Origin of the sequence: Paraburkholderia bryophila, from assembly GCF_003269035.1 — a bacterium.
GTDB lineage: Bacteria > Pseudomonadota > Gammaproteobacteria > Burkholderiales > Burkholderiaceae > Paraburkholderia > Paraburkholderia bryophila.
In genome coordinates, this window is sequence record NZ_QLTK01000012.1 from 25496 (window position 1) to 44416 (window position 18921).

18 protein-coding genes and 1 tRNA gene are annotated in these 18921 nt (G+C 62.6%); 13 read left to right on the forward strand and 6 right to left on the reverse strand.

Annotation, left to right across the window (positions count from 1 at the left end):
• Positions 1-127 precede the first annotated feature (127 nt).
• Genes eat through eutC form a run of 3 tightly spaced genes read left to right on the forward strand, consistent with a single transcriptional unit; the run spans position 128 to position 3772 of the window.
• Positions 128-1531 carry an ethanolamine permease gene (gene eat / locus BX591_RS18470; protein WP_111932817.1) on the forward strand — a complete coding sequence of 468 codons (1404 nt, stop codon included), beginning with the start codon at positions 128-130 and terminating at the stop codon, positions 1529-1531.
• 43 nt (positions 1532-1574) lie between these two features.
• Positions 1575-2969: an ethanolamine ammonia-lyase subunit EutB gene (locus BX591_RS18475; RefSeq protein ID WP_111932818.1), complete on the forward strand. Its 1395-nt coding sequence runs from the start codon at positions 1575-1577 to the stop codon at positions 2967-2969.
• Positions 2966-3772: an ethanolamine ammonia-lyase subunit EutC gene (gene eutC, locus BX591_RS18480; protein WP_111932819.1), complete on the forward strand. Its 807-nt coding sequence runs from the start codon at positions 2966-2968 to the stop codon at positions 3770-3772. The genes BX591_RS18475 and eutC overlap by 4 nt, the downstream gene beginning before the upstream one ends.
• Positions 3773-3777: 5 nt before the next feature.
• Here the strand turns inward: eutC and BX591_RS18485 are convergent, their stop codons facing one another.
• Both BX591_RS18485 and adh read right to left on the reverse strand, forming a co-directional pair.
• Entirely contained in the window at positions 3778-4173 is a 396-nt protein-coding gene (locus BX591_RS18485) for a DUF779 domain-containing protein (protein ID WP_111932820.1), read from the reverse strand.
• A gap of 64 nt (positions 4174-4237) precedes the next feature.
• Positions 4238-5758 carry an aldehyde dehydrogenase gene (adh, locus tag BX591_RS18490; protein ID WP_035554166.1) on the reverse strand — a complete coding sequence of 507 codons (1521 nt, stop codon included), beginning with the start codon at positions 5756-5758 and terminating at the stop codon, positions 4238-4240.
• Between the two features lie 336 nt (positions 5759-6094).
• Here adh and BX591_RS18495 point away from each other — a divergent pair, with 336 nt between their 5' ends.
• The gene (locus BX591_RS18495) at positions 6095-7147 is read left to right on the forward strand and encodes a helix-turn-helix domain-containing protein (protein ID WP_111932821.1); all 1053 of its coding nucleotides are present in this window, start codon (positions 6095-6097) and stop codon (positions 7145-7147) included.
• A 94-nt stretch (positions 7148-7241) separates the two neighbouring features.
• Here the strand turns inward: BX591_RS18495 and BX591_RS18500 are convergent, their stop codons facing one another.
• On the reverse strand, positions 7242-9371 hold the full coding sequence (locus BX591_RS18500; RefSeq protein WP_111932822.1) for a heavy metal translocating P-type ATPase: 2130 nt from the start codon (positions 9369-9371) through the stop codon (positions 7242-7244).
• A 54-nt stretch (positions 9372-9425) separates the two neighbouring features.
• Between BX591_RS18500 and BX591_RS18505 the strand changes: the two genes are divergently transcribed.
• The 7 genes from BX591_RS18505 to BX591_RS18535 all read left to right on the forward strand — a co-directional run bounded on the left by BX591_RS18505 (position 9426) and on the right by BX591_RS18535 (position 15332).
• Entirely contained in the window at positions 9426-9701 is a 276-nt protein-coding gene (locus BX591_RS18505; RefSeq protein WP_111932823.1) for a hypothetical protein, read from the forward strand.
• A gap of 49 nt (positions 9702-9750) precedes the next feature.
• Entirely contained in the window at positions 9751-10182 is a 432-nt protein-coding gene (cadR, locus tag BX591_RS18510; RefSeq protein ID WP_111932824.1) for a Cd(II)/Pb(II)-responsive transcriptional regulator, read from the forward strand.
• Positions 10183-10294: 112 nt separating this feature from the next.
• The gene (locus BX591_RS18515) at positions 10295-10495 is read left to right on the forward strand and encodes a hypothetical protein (protein WP_111932926.1); all 201 of its coding nucleotides are present in this window, start codon (positions 10295-10297) and stop codon (positions 10493-10495) included.
• 35 nt (positions 10496-10530) lie between these two features.
• Positions 10531-11934 carry an ATP-dependent RNA helicase DbpA gene (gene dbpA, locus BX591_RS18520; protein ID WP_111932825.1) on the forward strand — a complete coding sequence of 468 codons (1404 nt, stop codon included), beginning with the start codon at positions 10531-10533 and terminating at the stop codon, positions 11932-11934.
• 373 nt (positions 11935-12307) lie between these two features.
• Positions 12308-13462 carry a pyridoxal phosphate-dependent aminotransferase gene (locus BX591_RS18525; protein ID WP_111932826.1) on the forward strand — a complete coding sequence of 385 codons (1155 nt, stop codon included), beginning with the start codon at positions 12308-12310 and terminating at the stop codon, positions 13460-13462.
• A gap of 120 nt (positions 13463-13582) precedes the next feature.
• On the forward strand, positions 13583-14374 hold the full coding sequence (locus BX591_RS18530; RefSeq protein WP_111932827.1) for an ABC transporter substrate-binding protein: 792 nt from the start codon (positions 13583-13585) through the stop codon (positions 14372-14374).
• Positions 14375-14486: 112 nt separating this feature from the next.
• Complete coding sequence (locus BX591_RS18535) at positions 14487-15332, forward strand: AraC family transcriptional regulator (RefSeq protein ID WP_111932828.1); 846 nt, start codon at positions 14487-14489, stop codon at positions 15330-15332.
• Positions 15333-15344: 12 nt separating this feature from the next.
• On the opposite strand, the gene BX591_RS18540 is transcribed toward BX591_RS18535, so the two are convergent.
• The gene (locus BX591_RS18540; protein ID WP_111932829.1) at positions 15345-15932 is read right to left on the reverse strand and encodes a LysE family translocator; all 588 of its coding nucleotides are present in this window, start codon (positions 15930-15932) and stop codon (positions 15345-15347) included.
• 239 nt (positions 15933-16171) lie between these two features.
• Positions 16172-16247: transfer RNA gene (locus BX591_RS18545), tRNA-Lys, on the reverse strand.
• Between the two features lie 201 nt (positions 16248-16448).
• On the opposite strand from BX591_RS18545, the gene BX591_RS18550 reads away from it, so the two are divergent.
• Together BX591_RS18550 and BX591_RS18555 are read left to right on the forward strand one after the other, a co-directional pair.
• Positions 16449-16853 (forward strand): PaaI family thioesterase, encoded by a 405-nt coding sequence (locus BX591_RS18550; protein WP_105511690.1) that lies wholly within the window; start codon positions 16449-16451, stop codon positions 16851-16853.
• Between the two features lie 49 nt (positions 16854-16902).
• On the forward strand, positions 16903-17778 hold the full coding sequence (locus BX591_RS18555) for a patatin-like phospholipase family protein (protein ID WP_111932830.1): 876 nt from the start codon (positions 16903-16905) through the stop codon (positions 17776-17778).
• A gap of 50 nt (positions 17779-17828) precedes the next feature.
• On the opposite strand, the gene BX591_RS18560 is transcribed toward BX591_RS18555, so the two are convergent.
• Positions 17829-18842 carry a D-2-hydroxyacid dehydrogenase family protein gene (locus BX591_RS18560; RefSeq protein WP_111932927.1) on the reverse strand — a complete coding sequence of 338 codons (1014 nt, stop codon included), beginning with the start codon at positions 18840-18842 and terminating at the stop codon, positions 17829-17831.
• Positions 18843-18921: the final 79 nt, after the last annotated feature.

Consider the following 18921-nt stretch of genomic DNA (forward strand, 5'->3'; position numbering starts at 1 on the left):
CACCTCGAACTTTGCCGAATTTCGATAACACATCGATTAATGGCTCACTACCATCGGTTGAAAGCTGTCCGCCCATGCACCGCAAAGCCTTGCGGCGTCGAGCGATCGGCCATATCAGGGAGCTCCGATGAAATCAGAATCCAACAGTCAGCACGTCGGTAAAGTCACCCATCACGAGTTGAAGCAGACGCTCGGCACGTGGCAACTGTGGGGCATTGCCGTCGGCCTCGTGATTTCCGGCGAATATTTCGGCTGGAGCTACGGCTGGGCAAGCGCCGGTACGCTCGGTTTCGTCATCACGGCGGTGTTCATTGCCGCGATGTATACGACCTTCATTTTCAGTTTCACCGAACTCACCACCTCGATTCCGCACGCCGGTGGGCCGTTTGCCTACGCGCGTCACGCGTTCGGCCCGACCGGCGGCTATCTGGCGGGCGCCGCGACGCTGGTCGAATTCGTGTTTGCGCCGCCAGCCATTGCGCTGGCGATCGGCGCGTATCTACACGTGCAGTTCCCGGGGCTCGAGCCGAAGCATGCGGCGATGGGCGCGTACCTCGTCTTCATCGCGTTGAATATCGTCGGTGTACAGATCGCCGCGGCGTTCGAATTGTGCGTGACACTGCTTGCGATCTTCGAGCTGCTGGTTTTCATGGGCGTGGTGTCGCCGGGCTTCCAGTGGTCCAACTTCACGAAGGGCGGCTGGTCCGGCGCGGATACCTTCAGCATGGGTTCGTTCCACGGCATGTTCGCGGCGATTCCGTTCGCGATCTGGTTTTTCCTCGCGATCGAAGGCGTCGCGATGGCCGCCGAAGAAGCCAAAAACCCGAAGCGTTCCATCCCGATCGCTTACGTGGCCGGCATTCTGACGCTGGTCGTGCTCGCCATCGGCGTGATGGTGTTTGCCGGCGCGGCCGGTGACTGGACCAAGCTGTCGAATATCAACGACCCGTTGCCGCAAGCGATGAAGTTCATCGTCGGCGAACATAGCGGCTGGATGCATATGCTGGTGTGGCTTGGATTGTTTGGGCTGGTCGCGTCATTTCACGGCATCATCCTCGGCTATTCGCGGCAGATCTTCGCGCTGGCTCGCGCCGGCTATCTGCCGGAATGGCTTTCGAAGGTGCATCCGCGGTTCAAGACGCCGCATCGCGCGATCCTGGCGGGCGGCGTGGTCGGCATCGCGGCGATCTACAGCGACGAACTGATCCAGTTCGGCGGCCAGACGCTGACCGCGAACATCGTGACGATGTCGGTATTTGGCGCTATCGTGATGTATATCATCAGCATGTTGTCGCTGTTCAAGCTGCGCCGCAGCGATCCGGACATGGAGCGCCCGTTCCGCGCGCCGCTGTTTCCGTTCTTTCCGGCGTTTGCGCTGGTTGCCGCGGTCATCTGTCTGGCCACGATGGTTTACTTCAATTTTCTGGTGGCGGTTGTGTTCGCCATTTTTCTCGCGCTGGGCTACGTCTACTTTTTGCTGACGCGTCATCAACGCGAAGCGGCGCCGTCAGACGCCCTGCTCGAAGAATGACGGATCGGGCCGCTGCGCGAGCAGCGGCGAGGGAGTCGTAACGATGAGCTACACCGAAACGATCGGCAGTCGCACCTATCGCTTTGCCGACCTGAAGACCTTGATGGCGAAGGCCAGTCCGCAACGCTCCGGCGACCAGCTCGCGGGCGTCGCGGCGGCGAGCGAGGAAGAGCGCGTTGCGGCCAGGATGGCGCTCGCGCAGGTGCCGTTGCGCACGTTTCTCAACGAAGCGTTGATTCCGTACGAGAGCGACGAGGTCACGCGTCTCGTGATCGACGATCACTCGCCGCAAGCCTTCGCCGAGATCTCGCATCTGACGGTGGGCGACTTTCGCAACTGGCTGCTGAGCAGCACGACCGACGCCGACGCGCTCACGCGCATCACGGCGGGCCTCACGCCGGAGATGGTCGCGGCGGTCTCGAAGCTGATGCGCAATCAGGATCTGATTGCGGCGGCGCGTAAACGTCCGGTGATTACACGCTTTCGCAACACGGTGGGCTTACCGGGCCGCATGTCGGTGCGCCTGCAACCGAATCATCCGACCGACGACGTAAAAGGCATCGCCGCCTCGATGCTCGACGGCCTGATGTACGGTTGCGGCGACGCGATGATCGGCATCAATCCGGCTAGCGACAATCTCGCCGCGATCACCAGGCTGCTGCTGATGATCGACGACTTCCGCCTGCGGTATCAGGTGCCGACGCAATCGTGCGTGCTGACGCACGTCACCAACACGATCGCCGCCATCGAAAAAGGTGCGCCGGTCGATCTGGTATTCCAATCCATTGCGGGCACCGAGAAGGCGAACGCGGGTTTTGGCATTTCGCTCGCGTTGCTGCAGGAGGCCTATGACGCGGGGTTGTCGCTGAAGCGCGGCACCGTCGGCAATAACCTGATGTATTTCGAAACGGGGCAAGGCAGCGCATTATCGGCAGACGCGCATTTCGGCGTCGATCAACAGACCTGCGAAGTACGCGCCTATGCCGTGGCGCGCAAATTCAATCCCTTCCTGGTGAACACGGTGGTGGGTTTCATCGGACCGGAGTATCTGTACGACGGTAAACAGATCACGCGCGCCGGACTGGAAGATCACTTCTGCGGCAAGCTGCTCGGCGTGCCGATGGGTTGCGATATCTGCTACACGAACCATGCCGAAGCGGATCAGGACGACATGGACAATCTGCTTACGCTGCTCGGCGTGGCGGGCATCAATTTCATCATGGGCATTCCGGGTGCGGACGACGTGATGCTCAACTACCAAAGCACCTCGTTCCACGACGCGCTGTACGTACGCGAGGTGCTCGGCCTGCGGCGTGCGCCGGAATTCGAGGAATGGCTGGAGTCGATGCAGATTACCGACGCGCGCGGCGCATTGCTGAGCGCATCGCCGCAACAACCGCTGCTGGAAGGCGCGAACGACTGGATGGGAATCGCATGAGCGAGTTCCTCGAAAAGAATCCGTGGAACGCGTTGCGTCAGTTCACCAACGCGCGCATTGCGTTGGGCCGTGCGGGCAACAGCTTGCCCACCGCGCCGTTGCTCGCGTTCAACCTGTCGCATGCGCAAGCGCGCGACGCCGTGCATCATCCGCTCGACGCCGAGGCACTGCACGCGCAGTTGCGCGCGCTGAATTTCACGACGCTGGACGCGCATAGCGCTGCGCCGGATCGTGAGCATTATTTGCGGCGTCCCGACCTGGGGCGGCGCTTGTCGGAAGAGAGCCGCGCAGCGCTCGGGCAGGTGCAGAACGATGCGCCGGAAGTGGTTTTTGTCATCGCAGACGGCCTATCCGCATTCGCCGCAGCGAAGCAGTCCATTCCGCTGCTACAGGCGGTGTGCGCGAAACTCGCCGACTGGAAAATCGGGCCGGTCGTGATCGCGCGTCAGGCACGCGTCGCGCTGGGCGACGAGATCGGCGAATTACTCAATAGCAAGCTGGTGGTGATGTTGATCGGCGAAAGACCGGGGCTGAGTTCACCGGACAGCCTCGGTATCTACCTGACCTACGCGCCGAAAGTCGGTTGCAGCGACGCGCAGCGCAACTGCATTTCCAATGTGCGCCCGGAAGGACTCGACTATCCGCACGCCGCGCACAAGTTGCACTATCTGCTGACGCACGCAAGACGGTTGGGTCTGACGGGCGTCGGTCTGAAAGACGACAGCGACGCGCTGCTGGAAAGTGCCCCGGCAACGCCCGCCGTCAGCGACAACTCAAATCCATCCGATACGGCGGCGACGTAAGCCCATCACGCATCGGCCCGTTCCACCGGATGCGTTTCCAGCCACGCGTTCTCGGCGTCTTCAAAGAGCCGCGAGCGTGTTAAAAACCGCAAACCGCTGGGGCGCTCCAATGAAAACATGCCGCCGTTGCCCGGCACCGCGTCGATGATCAGCTGCGTGTGCTGCCAATATTCGAATTGCGATTCGCTCATGTAGAACGGCACGCCGGCAATCGTGCCGAGTTTCACATCGGACGAGCCGACCATGAATTCGCCTTGCGGAAACATCATCGGCGCACTGCCGTCGCAGCAGCCACCCGATTGATGAAACAGCACGGTGCCATGTTCGGCGCGCAGCTTGTCGATCAACGCCACGGCGGCCGGTGTCGCGACCACGCGGGCCACTTCTTTTTCGTCAGCCATCCCATGCCTCGCTGAAAAAAGCGCGAGCCGCGCAAGGCGGCTCGTGCGAACAGGATCGTGATGCTTAGAAGAAGCCGAGCGGCTTGTCGCTATAGCTGACCAGCAGGTTCTTGGTCTGCTGATAGTGGTCGAGCATCATCTTGTGATTTTCACGACCGATACCCGATTGCTTGTAGCCGCCAAATGCCGCATGCGCCGGATACGCGTGATAGCAGTTGGTCCATACGCGGCCCGCCTGGATCTGGCGGCCGAAACGATAGGCACGCGTGCCGTCGCGCGTCCAGACGCCGGCGCCGAGACCGTACAACGTGTCGTTGGCGATTTCGAGCGCTTCTTCTTCGGTCTTGAACGTCGTGACCGATACCACCGGCCCGAAGATTTCCTCCTGGAAGATGCGCATCTTGTTGTGACCGCGGAATACGGTCGGCTTCACGTAATAGCCTTTGCTCAATTCGCCGTCGAGTTGATTGCGTTCGCCGCCGATCAAACACTCGGCGCCTTCCTGCTTGCCGAGGTCGACATACGACAGGATCTTCTCCAGTTGTTCCTGCGAAGCCTGCGCGCCGATCATCGTCTTGCTATCGAGCGGATGCCCTTGCGTGATTGCCGCGACGCGCTTCAACGCACGTTCCATGAAACGGTCGTAGATTTTCTCGTCGATCAGCACGCGCGACGGACACGTACACACTTCGCCCTGATTGAGCGCGAACATCGTGAAGCCTTCGAGCGCTTTGTCGAAATAACTGTCGTCGGCGCTCATCACGTCGGCGAAGAAAATGTTCGGGCTCTTGCCGCCCAGTTCGAGCGTGACCGGAATGATGTTCTGGCTCGCGTACTGCATGATCAGGCGGCCGGTGGTGGTCTCGCCGGTAAACGCAATTTTGGCGATCCGCTTGCTCGACGCGAGCGGCTTGCCGGCTTCGAGGCCGAAGCCGTTAACGATGTTCAGCACGCCGGCGGGCAGCAGGTCGTGAATCAGTTCGGCCAGTACGAGAATCGACGCGGGCGTTTGCTCGGCCGGCTTGAGCACCACGCAGTTGCCGGCGGCAAGTGCGGGCGCGAGCTTCCACACGGCCATCAGGATCGGGAAGTTCCAAGGAATGATCTGGCCGACCACGCCGAGCGGTTCATGAAAGTGATACGCAACCGTGTCGTCGTCGATCTGGGACAGCGAGCCTTCCTGGGCGCGCACGGCGCCGGCGAAATAGCGGAAGTGGTCGATCGCGAGCGGAATGTCGGCCGCCATGGTTTCGCGCAGCGGCTTGCCGTTGTCGATCGTTTCGGCGATAGCGAGACGCTGCAGGTTCGCTTCCATCCGGTCGGCAATGCGGTTCAGGATGTTCGCGCGTTCGGTGGTCGAGGTTTTGCCCCATGCCGTTTTCGCGCGATGCGCGGCGTCGAGCGCGAGTTCGATATCGGCTTCGCGCGAACGCGGGATCGACGTGAACGGCTCGCCGGTGATCGGCGACACGTTGTCGAAGTACTCACCGCCCGCAGGCTTGACCCATTCGCCGCCGATAAAATTCGCATACTGCTTTTTGTACGGGAATTCGGTGGTCAGAAATTGCATCTCTGCGTGATTCATCTGTGTGCTCCTCACATGGTGAATGTTTGAATGGGCTATATTCGGCGCGATATTTCGCTTGGCCGCGAGAGGCTACAGCCAGAAGTGTGCCAATGCACCGCGCTGGGGACGCGTGCACGCACAGCAAGCACTCGCGCACAGTCTGCGGCGTGTCGCTGTTCAAGCGGCCATGGGGCGACGTCCCGTTTCTGATCAGCCTGTGCAGGTCTGTTCAGGAAATGAACAGCGACGTGACGCAGGCCACGCCGCTCGGGCGGAGCGGGCCGGGCCGCGAAGCCGTTCGGCATGGGAATTGCCTTCTTGTCCCGCTTCGATATCCGTTTGCGCAGATCCGGTATGACGATCGACATTCCATCCGATGGCCACACAAGTGCCAGGCTCACGCCGCAGCCGAGCTTCCGCGTGCAGACCTGCGTCGCTCACGATGCCGATGAACAGGCGCGCAACCTGCACGGCTGGAACCAGACCTACGACCAGTTGACCGCGGGCAGTTTTGTCGGCGGCCTGACCGAGTTGTGCCTCGATCACATGCAGGTGTTCGTCGAAACGACCAGCCATACGTTGCGGCAAACCTGCGAGGTACAGAAAGACGCGTACTGGTTCGGCATTCCGACCTGCCCTGCGGGGTCGGGCCGTATCGACGCGCAAGTGATCGCGGGGAATGCGCTGGCGTTCCGTCCGGGCGGCGTCGAATTCGAACTGCTGACGTCGGCCGGTTACGAGATTTTTGGCGTGGTGGTCAAAGGCGAGGTGCTGCGACGCTACGCAGCGGATGTCGAGCGCGTCGGCCTGGCCGATCACGTACCGCATACGGAAGTGGTGCCGATCGACCGGGCGCGCAAGGAGCATTTGTGCGCGTCGCTGCGGCAACTGCTCGACGACGGCGCGGCGCGCGGCACGCCGCTGTCGCCGTTTGCGCGCAACAATTTGCAGGCGTCGGTGCTAGCTTCGCTGTTCGATGTCGGCGCGCTGTCGGCGTCGGTGTCGGAGCCGGTGGCGATGCCGGCGCGGCCACGCCGGCAGTCGATCGTGTCGGAAGCGCGCGAGTATCTGCTGGTCAATCGCGACCGGGCGATCAGCGTGCCGGAGTTGTGCGAGCGGCTGCATGTGAGCCGGCGCACGTTGCAATACTGCTTCCAGGATGTGCTGGGCATGGCGCCCGCCACGTATCTGCGGGCGATTCGCCTGAACGGCGCGAGGCGCGATCTTTCCACGGCTGCGCGTGAATCACGCTCGGTACAGGACGTTGCGGCGGCGTGGGGATTCTGGCATCTGAGCCAGTTCGCGACGGACTACCGCAAGCTGTTCGGTATGCGGCCTTCGGAGACGTTGAAGGCTGCAGTGGGGGCGACGCAGGGGGTAAGGGAGCAGCGTTCGTTCGCTCATTGATGGAGCGTGGTGCCTGGCGCCTCGCGCTTGTCGTCACACGCTGCGAACGCAGCACGCGTCGCCGCACCTCTCCACGCGATAATCGCCTGCCGGTTTACTTCCGCAACAACCGCAACCCGTTCGCCACCACCAGCAGGCTCGCGCCCACATCCGCGAACACGGCCATCCACATCGTGCCCAGGCCCATCACCGTCAGCACGAGAAACACGCTTTTGATGCCGAGCGCCAGCGCGATGTTCTGCACCAGCACCGCATGCGTCGCCTTCGAGAGCCGGATGAACGACGGGATTTTGCGCAGATCGTCGTCCATCAACGCGACGTCGGCGGTTTCGATCGCGGTGTCGGTGCCCATGGCGCCCATCGCGAAGCCGATATCCGCGCGCGCCAGCGCGGGGGCGTCGTTGATGCCGTCGCCAACCATGCCGACCGTCGCACCTTCCACCGACCACTGCGCGACTGCGTCGAGCTTGTCTTGCGGCAACTGATCGCCGCGCGCTTCGTCGATGCCGACCTGTTGGGCGATCGCGGCGGCGGTGTGCGGGTTGTCGCCGGTGAGCATGGTCGTGGCGACCCCGAGGCGCTGCAATTCGGCGATGGCGGCGCGGCTCGTCTCCTTCACCGTATCGGCAACCGCGAACAGCGCGAGCACGCGCTCCGCATCGATCAGCATCACGACCGTTTTGCCTTGCCGCTCCAGCGCGTCGAGCCGTGCTTCGAGCGACGCCGAGCATCGCCCGAGTTCCTCGACCAGCCGATGATTGCCGAGCCAGTACGACAAACCGTCGATCTCGCCGCGCACGCCGCGTCCGGCGAGGGCTTCGAAGGCGTCGACCGTGACGCCGGCGACGCCGTGGGTCTTCGCCGCCGCCGCAATCGCCATCGACACCGGATGATCCGAGCGCCTCGCGAGACTCGCCGCGAGCGAGCGGCAACGGGCGTCGTCGACATCGGCGAGGATCGCCAGTTCGGTTTGCACCGGTTTGCCGTGCGTCAGCGTGCCGGTTTTGTCGAGTGCGAGGCGGCGCAGTTTGCGGCCTTGCTCCAGGTAAGCGCCGCCCTTGATCAGAATGCCTTTGCGGGCCGCAGCCGCAAGCCCGCTGACGATCGTCACCGGCGTCGAGATCACGAGTGCGCACGGGCAGGCGATCACCAGCATGACCAGTGCCTTGTAGACCCACTCGTGCCATGCGCCGCTGAACAGCAGCGGCGGCACGATCGCCACCGCCAGCGCGACGGCGAACACGATCGGCGTGTACACCCGAGCGAACTGATCGACGAAGCGTTGCGTCGGCGCCTTGGTGCCTTGCGCTTCCTCGACCGCATGGATGATGCGCGCGAGCGTCGTGTTGCTGGCCGCGGCCGTGACCCGATAATCGAGCGAACCGGCCTGATTGATCGTGCCGGCGAACACGGCGTCGCCGACGGTCTTGTTGACCGGCAGACTTTCACCCGTGATCGGCGCCTGATCCACGCTCGAGCGACCCGCGACCACCTCGCCGTCGAGCGCGATCCGCTCTCCGGGCTTTACGCGAACCAGCGCGTCGAGCGCAATCGCGTTCAGATCGGTGGCTTGCCAACTGCCGTCGGACTGTCGGACGCTCGCCTGTTCGGGCGTGAGTTGCATCAAGCCCTGGATCGCGTTGCGGGCGCGGTCGAGCGACTTCGCCTCGATCAGTTCCGCGATCGTGAAGAGGACCATCACCATCGCGGCTTCGGGCCACTGGCGCAGGACCAGCGCACCGGTGACGGCGATGCTCATCAACGCATTGATGTTCAGGTTGCCGTTGCGGATCGCGAGCCAGCCCTTCTTGTACGTGGTGAGCCCGCAGGAGAGGAGCGCGACGACCGCCAGACCCGCAGCCATCCAGGCCGGCGCGCCGAGCCAGCCAGCGGCCTCTGAGCCCACCGCGGCGACACCGGCGAGGGCGAGCGGCCACCACGGCTTGGCCGGCGCCGCTGCCGCGGTCGCCGGCGAGCGGTTCGGCCCGGCGTCCGCCATTTCGGGCGTGAAATCGAGAGAACGCAGCGCGGCGAGGATCGATTCGAGCGCTTCCGGCGCGTGCACGACCGTCAGCACGCGCTGCATCAGGTTGAAATCCATGCTGCGCACGTACGGCATGCGGCTGAATTTCTTGCGGATCAGCGCTTCTTCTGTCGGGCAGTCCATCTGCATGATGCGGATGGCGGTGCGCACGTCGCTGCCGACGGCTTCGGATCGCGGCAAATGGATCGGTGCGGCCGGGGGCGCGACTGTCGATCCGCAGCAGCCTGCGTCGGCGTGATTGTGGGCGTGGCCTGCGTGATCGTGGCGTTTGTGGTCGTGGTCGTGGTCGTGCGCGGCGTGGTCGTGACCCGCGTGATCGCGACCGTCATTGCCGTGGCCATGGTTGTGCGCGCCATGAGCGTGATCGACGCGCTCGCGTTTCGCGGTTTTCCCATCAGCGTGTTCATGCCCGGCGCGCCCGTGGGCACAGGCTTTGACCTGTTCGGGACGGTCTGCTTCGGCGTGGTCGGCGTGAGACATGGTGGCTTCCTGGTTCGATTTGTGGTCTAGTAAACACCTTGAAGCCACTACAAGGTCAAGGCCGCTATCCGGAGGGTCCATGAAAATCGGCGAACTGGCGAAAATCGCCCATTGCACGACCGAAACGATCCGTTTCTACGAAAAAGAGGGCCTGTTGCCCGAAGCGGACCGCACCGAAGCCAATTACCGTAGCTACACCGGCAAGCACGTCGAGCGGCTGCGCTTCATCCGCAACTGCCGCGCGCTCGACATGACCCACGACGAGATCCGCGCGCTGCTGCGTCTCACCGACGCACCCGCCGAGGGTTGCGGCGGCATCAATGCCCTGATCGACGAGCACATCGCGCATGTCGATACGCGCATCGACGAGCTGAAGCAGTTGAAAGTGCAACTCACCACGTTGCGCGAGCAATGCCACGGCGAACAGGCCGTCGAAGACTGCGGCATCGTGCAAGGTCTGACCGATATGGACGTGAGCGCGCCGCGAGCGCGGCATACGCATCTGGGTTAAAGCGCGCCACGCATGCGAAATCCGTGTGGCGGCGGCGCGCAGCTTGACGGCAAAGGCTTCGCCGCACCGGTGGCCGGTCCAAACAATCATCGAATCCAGTTGGAGAATCAACGTGTTTATCTGTAGAAACCAGTCCTGCGACGCACAGTGGGAGCAATCGGACGTCGTCATCAAGAACGAAGGGCAAGGACTGCTGTTCCGCTGCCCCATGTGCGGCGCGCGAAATTACGTCGAACGCTTCGACGGCGAAGACGGTTCGGTGCTGTACGAGCAGATCGAAGGCCGTCCCGCCACCGGCCCGATGGCCGAGTAAGTCCTTTTGTTTCCAGCCGACAGCGAGCTCACCCAATGAACAGTCCCACTCCCGCCGGCGCGCCGTTTAGCCAGTTGCCGCTCCCGCCCGCCGCGCTCGCGAACCTGACGCAGCTCGGCTATGTCGAGATGACGCCGATTCAGGCCGCGAGCCTGCCGATCGCGCTCGCCGGCCACGATCTGATCGCCCAGGCGAAAACCGGCAGCGGCAAGACCGCGGCGTTTTCGCTGGCCCTGCTGGCGCGTCTGGACGTCCGCAATTTCGCCGTGCAGGCCATGGTGCTGTGTCCCACGCGCGAACTCGCCGACCAGGTCACGCAGGAAATCCGCCGCCTCGCGCGCGCCGAAGAAAACGTCAAGGTGCTGACGCTCTGCGGCGGTACGCCGCTGCGGCCGCAAACGGCCAGTCTCGAACACGGTGCGCACATCGTGGTTGGCACGCCGGGCCGCATCATGGATCACCTCGAACGCGGCAGCCTGCCGTTGCAGTCGCTCAATACGCTGGTGCTCGACGAAGCCGACCGCATGCTCGACATGGGTTTCTTCGACGACATCGCCACCGTCGTCAAGCAATGTCCGAAAGAGCGGCAAACGCTGCTGTTTTCGGCGACGTACCCCGAAGGCATCGTCAAGCTGAGCCAGCAATTCCTGCGCAACCCGAAGGAAGTGAAGCTGGCCGAGCGGCACGACAACAGCAAGATCCGTCAGCGGTTCTATGAAGTGGCCGAAGACGGGCGTCTGCATGCGGTGGGTCTGCTGTTGAACCACTATCGCCCGGTCAGCACGCTGGCGTTCTGCAATACCAAGCAGCAATGCCGCGATCTGCTCGACGTGTTGCGCGCGCAAGGGTTTCATGCGCTCGCGCTGCACGGCGAGCTCGATCAGCGCGAACGCGATCAGGTGCTGATCCAGTTCGCCAACCGTAGCTGCTCCGTGCTGGTCGCAACCGACGTCGCCGCGCGCGGCCTCGACATCGCGCAACTGGAAGCGGTGATCAACGTCGACGTGACGCCGGACCCGGAAGTGCACGTGCACCGCATTGGCCGCACGGGCCGCGCCGATCAGGAAGGCTGGGCGCTGAGCCTCGCGAGCATGAACGAGATGGGCCGCGTCGGCAGTCTCGAACAGGCGCAAAAGCGCGAGGTGGAATGGCACAAGCTGTCCGAACTCACGGCGGCGAGCAATGAGCGGCTGTTGCCGCCCATGGAAACGCTGCAGATTCTCGGCGGCCGCAAGGAAAAAATCCGTCCCGGCGACGTGCTCGGCGCGCTGACCGGCGAGGCGGGATTCGACGGCTCGCAGATCGGCAAGATCAACGTGACGGAAATGTCGACCTACGTGGCCGTGGAACGCAGCATTGCGCGCGAGGCGCTGCGCAAGCTCAGCGCCGGCAAGGTGAAGGGCAAGAAGGTCAAAGTCCGCATGATGGACGACGCCTGATCGGTGCTGGCGGGCGGTGCGAGCGTTCATGCTTGCCCCGCCCGCCGTCCTGCGCTGTTCCGGGCGATGTAATAGCTGTGATCGTTCTGATCGCCGCAGCCCCTGCCGCATCACATTCCTTCATACCCTTGGCGCTTCCCGCCGTCTTCGCGTTTCTCGCGCGGTCCCGCCTTTTCCCTGTCAATCCGGATCTCACAGGCTTCGCCGGTGGTGGCGCGCGCTCGCCCAGGCCATGACGTAAACGCATGCCGCGCATGACAAAGTTTCGATTGTGACGCTTCTTTGGCTGATGCCTAATCACCGAACCGGATGGGACCGCCACGCCGTTGGCCGTCCGCGAATCCATTGCCGGATGAAGAAAGGGAGAAGCCTTATGCAGAGCGCCATGCAAGCTCGCTCGAAATTGCCTGACGTGGGCACGACGATTTTCACCGTGATCGGTCAGTTGGCCGCGCAACACGATGCGCTGAACCTGTCGCAAGGCGCGCCGAATTTCGCGCCCGACGCGAAGCTGATCGACGGTGTCGCGCAAGCCATGCGGGCCGGTCACAACCAGTACGCGCCGATGGCCGGCATCGCGGCGCTGCGCGAAGCGCTCGCCGACAAAGTCGAAACGCTGTATGGCGTGCGCTACGACCCGGCGAGCGAAGTGACCGTGATCGCCAGCGCCAGCGAAGGCCTGTATTCGACGATCAGCGCACTCGTGCATCCTGGCGATGAAGTGATCTATTTCGAGCCTTCGTTCGACAGCTATGGTCCGATCGTCCGGCTGCAGGGCGCCACGCCGGTGGCGATCAAGCTCTCGTTGAACGGCTTTCGCGTGGATTGGGACGAGGTGGCCGCCGCGATCACGCCGAAGACCCGCATGATCATCGTCAACACGCCGCACAATCCGACTGCGACCGTGTTCGGCGAAGACGACCTCGCGCGGTTAAAGGCCGTCACGCGCAACACCGATATCGTGATTCTCGCCGACGAAGTCTACGAACACGTGGTGTTCGACGGCGCCCAGCATCAGAGCATGGCGTGCGATGCCGAACTCGCGGAACGCAGCGTGATTGTCTCGTCGTTCGGCAAGTCGTATCACGTGACCGGCTGGCGGGTCGGCTATTGCCTTGCACCCGCCGCGCTGATGGACGAGATCCGCAAAGTCCATCAATTCATGGTGTTTTCCGCCGATACGCCGATGCAGTACGCGTTCGTCGATGCCCTCGCGAATCGTGAAAGCTATCTCGGCCTGTCCGCTTTCTATCAGAAGAAGCGTGATCTGCTCGCGCACGCGTTGCGCGATTCGCGCTTCGAATTGTTGCCGAGCGAAGGCAGCTTTTTCATGCTCGCGCGGTTTCGCGGTTTCTCCGACGAAAGCGATAGCGACTTCGTGCTGCGCCTGATTCGCGATGCGCGGGTGGCGACGATTCCGCTGTCGGCGTTCTACACCGACGGCACGGACTCGGGTCTGATCCGCCTGAGCTTCTCGAAGGACGACGCGACGTTGATCGAAGGCGCGCGGCGTCTGTGCGAAATTTGAAGCATTGTTTGATTGCGTGCACAACGACCGCGTTTTTGACCACAGTATGATCGTGGCGCCTTCATGCATCAGCGCGTTGCATGAAGGCGATAACACGGAATAGAAGGGAAGGGACCTGTTATGAGATTGCTCAAGCCGTTATTGGCATTGGCCTGCGCATTCACCTCGATCGCGACTTTTTCAACGGCCGGCGCGGCCGAGGCGACACTGCGATTCGGACTGGAAGCACAGTATCCGCCGTTCGAGTCGAAGGGTCCGAATGGTGAGTTGCAGGGACTCGATGTCGATGTCGGCAATGCCGTTTGCGTCGCCGCGCACATGACCTGCAAGTGGGTCGAAACCTCGTTCGACGGCCTGATTCCCGCATTACAGGGCCGCAAATTCGACGCGATCAATTCGGCCATGAACGCTACCGAACAACGCCGCCAGGCGATCGATTTCACCACCGTCGTGTATCGCGTGCCGACGCAGTTGATTGCGAAGCGCGACAGCGGTTTGCTGCCGACGTCCGCGTCGCTGAAAGGCAAGCGCGTGGGCGTCTTGCAGGCGTCGATTCAGGAAACTTTCGCGAAGACGCATTGGGAAACGGCCGGCGTGACGGTGGTGCCGTATCAGGATCAGAACCAGGTTTATACCGATCTCGTCGCGGGTCGTCTCGACGCGACGCTCGTGCTGGCGCCCGCGGGGCAGACGGGATTTCTGTCGAAGCCCAACGGCAAGGACTATGCGTTCGTCGGGCAACCGGTACGTGACGACAAGATTCTGGGCAGCGGTATCGCGTACGGGATTCGCAAGGGCGACACGGCGCTGCGTGAACAGTTGAACGCAGCGATCGCCAAGGTGCAGGCCGATGGTACGGTGAAGACGCTGGCGGCGAAATATCTCGGCAATATCGACGTCTCAGCGAAGTAACACGCTTCGCGGGTTCGGTTCGTGAGTCGCCTTGTTGACGATGCGTTTGGCGGCTACGATACGTGGGCCTTGCAGGTGTGCGAGGCCTGCGCACATATCGGGGAGCCGGCAGATGAGCGAGACGACGAAAGCGGCCATTCAAGCTAAGCACGCGTCCGCGCCAAAGTTCTGGCGCAGCGACGCGTTGCCGTTTATCGAGGCGCGTTCCATCGACGACGGCCGCGAGGTCTGCTACGGCAAACATTCACATGAGACGTTTTCTATCGGTGCCGTGACGGGCGGGCGCAGCGTCTACGTGAATCGTCACGCGAGCGAATGGATCGGTGCGGGCGCGGTCGTCATGATGAATCCGGACGACGTGCATGCCTGCAATCCTGTTGCCGAGGAGCGCTGGTCGTATTGCATGCTGCACGTGGACATTGAGTGGCTCACGAATCTGCAACACGAACTGGGGTTCAGCGAGAACCACGCGTTTCGCGCGTTCTCGCAGACCATGACGACAGACCGACAACTATTCGATGACTTGAACCGTTTGCATGCGCTTCTCGTGGACGGCGATATCGACCTTCTCCACAAAGAAAGCGCGACGTTTGCGTTCTTCTCCGCAGTCCAACAAAAGCTGAACCCGGCATCTTTGCCGGATCGCGACGCCAGCCGGCAACTCTCGCGCGCGGCGGAATTCATCGCGGAAAACTGCACGAGTGCATTGAGACTCGGCGACGTCTGCAAGGCGGCCGAACTGTCGCCGTCGCATCTGATTCGCGCGTTCAAAGAGCGCTATGGCATGACGCCTCACGCGTATCTGATCAATCGGCGCATTCAGTACAGCCGCGCACAATTGCGACGCGGCCGTTTGATCGCGGACGTCGCGCTCGACGCCGGCTTCGCGGATCAGGCGCATTTGCAGCGTACGTTCAAGCGGCTGGTCGCCGCGACGCCGGGGCAGTATCGCAGCTGAACCGGCGGTGCGTCACTCGACCAGCAGATACAGCGCACTCGCCGCGAGCAACGCGGCCATCGCGCGATTGAATATCCTCACACGCCGCAGGTCCTGCAAGTACTTGCGCAGGAACGTGCCGGCGTACGCCCAACTCGCAATCGATCCATAACAAATCACGAAATACACGACCGCGAATTGCCAGACGAGCTGGCCGTTGCCATCGGCTGCATAGGCGCCCATGCCGGCCAGCGACGCGAGCCATGCTTTCGGGTTGAGCCACTGCATCGCCGCGCCATGTCCGTACGAGGGGCCGCGGACGGATCGATCCGCGCCGAGGCGGCCGTCGTCGATGGCGAGTTTGTAGGCCATATACAGCAGAAAGCCGACGCCGGCCCATTTGACGACTGCGATCAGATTCGGGAAATGAGCGAGCAACTCGTGCAGCCCGAGACCGATGAACAGAAGCAGCACGGTGAAGCCGACGGTTGCGCCGGTGACATGCCGCATGCTCGCGGCGAGTCCGTGCTGTGCGCCGGCGCTGAGCGCCACGACATTCACCGGACCAGGAGTAATGGAACTGGCCAGTGCGAATGCGGCCATGGAGAGTAATGCGGTCATCGGATGCCCCGAAACAGGAGTGCGCCGGATTGGCAATGCTCGAAGGTAACGGGCGGTGAGGCGGGGTGTATTGAAGGAAATTGCTGCGCGGGAATGCAGTGGAATTGGGATCTTTCTTGCGCGGGGCGGCGGGAACCGGCCGTTCGGTATGCAAAGCGGAGATGTGCTCGGTGACGAAAATCCGAATCCGCAAAGTAAAAAGCCCGGTCACGAGGACCGGGCTTTTTACTTTAAATCTTTGGTGGGGCGTGACAGATTCGAACTGTCGACCTACGGATTAAGAGTCCGCTGCTCTACCAGCTGAGCTAACGCCCCCAACAGAAACGAAATTATGCAGTAATTTCGCGAACCTGCCAAGCCTCTTTAGCAGATTTCTTAAAAATATCCTCTTCGGCGGGCCTGAGGCCTCCCTCGGTCGCGGCGCGCCGTCAATAGCACGCGGCTTTTCGCGTCCCGGTATTATGTCGCGAAACCTTGCCGCACGAAGCATCGCGCGGCTTTTCACCGAGGATTGCCATGGATGACAAAGAGATTATCGAGTTGCTCGACCGCATCCTCGCTCCTTGGGTCCGTGCGCTGACGCTGACGCCCGTCAAGGTCGACGACGAAAGCGCAACGCTGCGCCTGCCGTTCTCCGGCGGCCTGCGTCATTCGGGCGGCGTGATTTGCGGCCAGGTGTTCATGGCCGCGGCCGACACAGCGATGATCGTCGCCATTTCCGCCGCGCTCGGCGGCTTCAAGCCGATGAGCACGGTCTCGCTCAACATCAATTTCATGCGCGCGGTTCGCAAGGGCGACGTGCTGATCACCGCGCGCGTGCTGCGCATGGGCCGCAATCTGGTGTTCGGCGAGGTCGAATTGTTCGACGAGTCGGGCAATATGGCCGTCCACGCCACCACCACGTACGCGCTGCTCGACTAGCACGGCGCCGTAAGCCGCCACCGAAGTCAAAAGAAAAGGATAAAGCAGGATGTTCGATCAGGTCGTATTCGCGGGCGGCGGCAACCGCTGCTGGTGGCAGGCAGGTTTCTGGGACGTAGTGCAGCCGGAACTGGATATTCGGCCGCGCGTGATTACCGGCATTTCGGCCGGCGCCGCCACCGCGTGCATGCTCTACACGCGCGATTCCGACTGGGTGATGCGCTATTACGAAGACGCGCTCCGCCACAACACCCGCAACGCCTACTGGGGCAATCTGCTGCGCGGCGAGTCGGTGTTTCCGCACTACCGCATTTACCGGCAGGCGCTGCTCGACATCTACAGCGAGAAATTTTCGATGCTCGCCGGGGCGCCGGAAATCCGCATCGGCGTGTCGCATTTGCCGCGCTGGCTCGGCGCGCGCAGCGCGGTCGCCGCAGGGCTGATCGCGTACAACATCGAGAAATACGTCCGCAAAACGCTGCACCCAACCTTAGGTCAAACGCTTGGTTTTCATCCGGAATTCGTGCGTGCGCAGGACTGCGCGAGCGTCGAGGATCTGGCGGATCTGATCCTGCAGTCGTCGAGTACGCCGCCGTTCACGCCGGTTTTGCGGCGCAACGGGCGTCCCGTGCTGGATGGCGGCATGGTCGACAACGTGCCGGTCGGCGCGCTCGACGCCGATGCGCCCGGCAACGTGCTGGTGATGGTCACGCGTCTTTATCCGCGTCCGCAGATGTTCGTGGTGCCGCATGGCGTGCAGCAGCGGCTCTACGTGCAGCCGTCGCGCAAGGTGCCGATTTCGAGCTGGGATTACACGAGCCCTTCGCAGATGGTGCATGCGTACAACCTCGGCCGTGGCGACGGCGAGACTTTCCTCGAGCGCATGCCCACCCTGCTGGAGGCCGGCGCGCACGCAGCGCGCTGACGGACGGCGAGGGGACCGGCTCGACCGCGCGCCCCCGCCCGCGACTCGACTTACCGTCGACGCCCGCCCTGCAACGCTTCCGGATTCGCCACGCTGGCCGTGTCGCCGGCGTCGAATGCCAGAATGTTCTGGAACGCCGCGGTGAAGTAAAGCTCGTAGCTCTCGCGCTCCACATAGCCGATGTGCGGCGTGCAGATCACGTTCTCCATGCGCAGCAGGCTATAGCCCTGCAGGATCGGCTCGCTTTCGTACACGTCGATCGCGACCATCCCCGGACGGTTGTGCGACAGCGCGTTCACCAGCGCATTCTCGTCGAGCAATTCGGCGCGGCTCGTATTGACGAGCAGGGCGGTCGGCTTCATCCGCATCAGGTCTTCCTGCTTGACGATGCCGCGCGTGTCGTCATGCAGACGCAGGTGCAAGGACAGCACATCGCTTTGCTCGAACAACGCTTCGCGGCTGTCGGCGACGCCATAACCGTCGGTGCGCGCGGCTTCGCGTGAATGCTCGCGGCCCCAGATCAACACGTTCATGCCGAACGCCTTGCCGTAGCCCGCGAGCAGACGGCCGATCTTGCCGTAGCCCCAAATTCCCAGCGTCTGACCGCGCAAGACCTGACCCAGTCCGAAGTTCGGCGGCAGTGCGGAAGTTTTCAAACCCGACTGCTGCCAGGCCCCTTGCTTAAGGTTTGCCACGTATTGCGGAATGCGCCGCTGCGCCGCCATGATGAGAGCCCACGTCAGTTCGGCCGGCGCGATCGGCGAGCCGCTGCCCTCCAGCACGGCGATGCCGCGCTCGGTACAGGCCGCCAGATCGATATGGCTGGAGACCTTGCCAGTTTGGCTGATCATGCGCAAACGCGGCAATTTGTCGAGGAGTTGCGAGTTGATGCGGGTACGTTCGCGAATCAGCACCAATGCGTCGACTTCGGAAAGGCGACTCGCCAACTGGCCGAGGCCGCGCACGGTGTTGTTAAAAACCTTGACCTCATGGTCGGCCAGCAATTGAAAGCAGTCGAGCTTACGAACGGCGTCCTGGTAATCGTCGAGGATGGCAATCTTCATGGTATGTGTCTTGCGGCGCACCATGACGGTGCGGAACGGAGTGTTATGCTGACTGTCCCACCATGTGACCCAGGTCACA

Bases quoted from the DNA above. Each gene is read 5' to 3' on its own strand.
- eat (WP_111932817.1), top strand. From the start codon at position 128: ATGAAATCAGAATCCAACAGTCAGCACGTCGGTAAAGTCACCCATCAC.
- BX591_RS18475 (WP_111932818.1), top strand. From the start codon at position 1,575: ATGAGCTACACCGAAACGATCGGCAGTCGCACCTATCGCTTTGCCGAC.
- eutC (WP_111932819.1), top strand. From the start codon at position 2,966: ATGAGCGAGTTCCTCGAAAAGAATCCGTGGAACGCGTTGCGTCAGTTC.
- BX591_RS18485 (WP_111932820.1), bottom strand. From the start codon at position 4,173: ATGGCTGACGAAAAAGAAGTGGCCCGCGTGGTCGCGACACCGGCCGCC.
- adh (WP_035554166.1), bottom strand. From the start codon at position 5,758: ATGAATCACGCAGAGATGCAATTTCTGACCACCGAATTCCCGTACAAA.
- BX591_RS18495 (WP_111932821.1), top strand. From the start codon at position 6,095: ATGACGATCGACATTCCATCCGATGGCCACACAAGTGCCAGGCTCACG.
- cadR (WP_111932824.1), top strand. From the start codon at position 9,751: ATGAAAATCGGCGAACTGGCGAAAATCGCCCATTGCACGACCGAAACG.
- dbpA (WP_111932825.1), top strand. From the start codon at position 10,531: ATGAACAGTCCCACTCCCGCCGGCGCGCCGTTTAGCCAGTTGCCGCTC.
- BX591_RS18525 (WP_111932826.1), top strand. From the start codon at position 12,308: ATGCAGAGCGCCATGCAAGCTCGCTCGAAATTGCCTGACGTGGGCACG.
- BX591_RS18530 (WP_111932827.1), top strand. From the start codon at position 13,583: ATGAGATTGCTCAAGCCGTTATTGGCATTGGCCTGCGCATTCACCTCG.
- BX591_RS18535 (WP_111932828.1), top strand. From the start codon at position 14,487: ATGAGCGAGACGACGAAAGCGGCCATTCAAGCTAAGCACGCGTCCGCG.
- BX591_RS18540 (WP_111932829.1), bottom strand. From the start codon at position 15,932: ATGACCGCATTACTCTCCATGGCCGCATTCGCACTGGCCAGTTCCATT.
- BX591_RS18550 (WP_105511690.1), top strand. From the start codon at position 16,449: ATGGATGACAAAGAGATTATCGAGTTGCTCGACCGCATCCTCGCTCCT.
- BX591_RS18555 (WP_111932830.1), top strand. From the start codon at position 16,903: ATGTTCGATCAGGTCGTATTCGCGGGCGGCGGCAACCGCTGCTGGTGG.
- BX591_RS18560 (WP_111932927.1), bottom strand. From the start codon at position 18,842: ATGAAGATTGCCATCCTCGACGATTACCAGGACGCCGTTCGTAAGCTC.